The 2,092-nt window shown below is 39.1% G+C and carries 2 protein-coding genes; both read left to right on the top strand.

Annotated features, from left to right (window positions below; translation table 11 throughout):
* Nucleotides 1-147: 147 nt before the first annotated feature.
* Complete coding sequence (locus Q4A14_RS08935) at nucleotides 148-1,080, top strand: site-specific integrase (RefSeq protein WP_303171526.1); 933 nt, start codon at nucleotides 148-150, stop codon at nucleotides 1,078-1,080.
* Between the two features lie 85 nt (nucleotides 1,081-1,165).
* On the top strand, nucleotides 1,166-1,990 hold the full coding sequence (locus Q4A14_RS08940) for a hypothetical protein (protein ID WP_303171528.1): 825 nt from the start codon (nucleotides 1,166-1,168) through the stop codon (nucleotides 1,988-1,990).
* The last annotated feature ends 102 nt before the right edge of the window (nucleotides 1,991-2,092 follow it).

A 2,092-nucleotide genomic window follows, 5' to 3' on the forward strand; every position in this document is an offset into this window, starting at 1 on the left:
ATGAGGTCTGCATCCATGGGGAGGAGAATTCGGGGAAGCGCAAAGGGGGACAATTTGTCTGTTATTCATCAAGTCCTAAAGGATTTAGAGGTATAAGGGTTATTTTGAGGCATTATTAGTTTCATTAACCCTTAAAACATTGACATTATGAATCAGAAAGCAAGCACATTCGCCGAAGTGTCTCGTGAGTGGTTGGCGAATAAAGAACAATTTGTAAAGCGAGGTACATACTCTATCTACGCATTGCAAATCGAGAAACATCTACTGCCCATGTTTCGTGAACATCGAGCCGTGACAGAAGAGCAGGTACAGGGCTTCATCTTAGAAAAGCTACAACAGGGACTAAGCCTCAAGACGACGAAAGATTTGATTATCCTGCTCAAGATGATACTTCGCTATGCCATCAAGTACTATGGTTGGCAGTATGTAGAGATGGAGCTGAAATACCCTACGGTGTGTATAGCTCCTCGTATTGAAGTCTTGCCTCGTGTACATCAACGTAAAATTATGCAGTATGTGCGTGAGCATTTTACCTTTCGTAATCTGGGCATTCTGATATGTCTCAGCACAGGAATGCGCATCGGGGAGATTTGTGCTCTCAAGTGGTCAGATATTGATTTGATAGAGGGGGTAATTCGAGTGAGTCGTTCGCTCCAACGTATTTATATGCTTCGCCCTGATGGGTCTCGTTATACCGAGATTGTGGAGAGTACACCCAAGACAAGTAATTCGCTTAGAGAAATCCCGCTTAGCCGTGAGCTAAAAACGATGCTTAAACCACTATCTAAAATTGTGAATGAGAACTATTATGTTCTGACGAATGAGGCAAAAGCTACCGAACCACGCACCTATCGGATCTATTACCGAACCTTGATGCAGGAGTTAGATATGCCACGATTGAAGTTTCATGGCCTAAGGCATAGCTTCGCCACACGGTGCATCGAAAGTGGGTGTGACTACAAAACTGTGAGTGCTTTGCTCGGTCATGCAAACATAAGTACGACGCTCAACCTCTATGTCCATCCTAACCTCGACCAAAAACGGCGTTGCATTGAGCAAATGACTAAAAGTCTCGGTTAACAGGTTCAAAAATAACCTTACTTATATTTCGTACATTTGTTACATTGTTTAAAAAATATTTTACTCGTTTTTAACTATAAATACTATGGGATGGGATGTCGTTCAAATAGGTCTAAGGCACAATCTGCCTATAGATGATCCGATCGCAACTGCCAAAGAAATTGCAACAAGAATGAAGCAAAACATACAGCTTGTTGCCAGAGAATTTTATACACCAGATTCAAAAAAGAACTTTACCAAACATTGTTATGCTATAGAGCTGGGGACTTTCAAAGTAAATGAATCCGATAAGTCTTTAAGATTGACAGTTCTTAATTGCCAAATAAATCAACAGCAGGATCAGATTGTAGTAGAGGATCTTAAAAACATACAATTTGTAGATAAATGTGCAGGATTCTTAGTTAATGATTGGGAAAGACCTATTGTATTATATGAATTGGACTATAATGATGAAGGTGACTATATGCAGTTCTTTCGGGAATGTATAAATCTTGATATATGCGTAAATGAGAGATGGTGGACATGGATAACCAAAATTCATGAAAAGGACCTTGAAGACAACTGGTTATGGAATTGTCGTAAAAGAATATATGATCGGGCTAAGATGTTTGGTTGCAATGAAGTTATTATCTGTTCGGATCAGGGATCTACATGGCTGATATGCGAGTATTTAGATAAAAGTGCAGATGAATTAGTTGCATATACAAAGGCTCGCAGATATATAGATGAATCAGTGTGGGACGATGAAAAGGAGAAAGAAGAGTGGATCACCCATGGAAAACTAATACTGTTTTCTGAATACTTTTCTGGGACTTCTGCAGAACTCTTATCATACGAAGAAGATTTTGTTGAGGTTGTACTCGATGACTTCAAAGACCTTGAAAGCCTTGATGATGCCAATGAAGAATGAAGATAAAAAGTAATACTTGAACGCTTCATTACCAAGGTGATATTATATGTAAAGTATCAATAGATACGCTACACTTTTTCTTTTCGTAGGCAAATCTTAATC

The sequence above is a fragment of the Porphyromonas sp. genome (assembly GCF_030529325.1).
In the GTDB taxonomy this organism is placed as follows: Bacteria; Bacteroidota; Bacteroidia; order Bacteroidales; family Porphyromonadaceae; genus Porphyromonas_A.

Excerpts from the sequence above, each read along its gene's own strand:
- Q4A14_RS08935 (WP_303171526.1), top strand. The coding sequence starts at position 148 with ATGAATCAGAAAGCAAGCACATTCGCCGAAGTGTCTCGTGAGTGGTTG.
- Q4A14_RS08940 (WP_303171528.1), top strand. The coding sequence starts at position 1,166 with ATGGGATGGGATGTCGTTCAAATAGGTCTAAGGCACAATCTGCCTATA.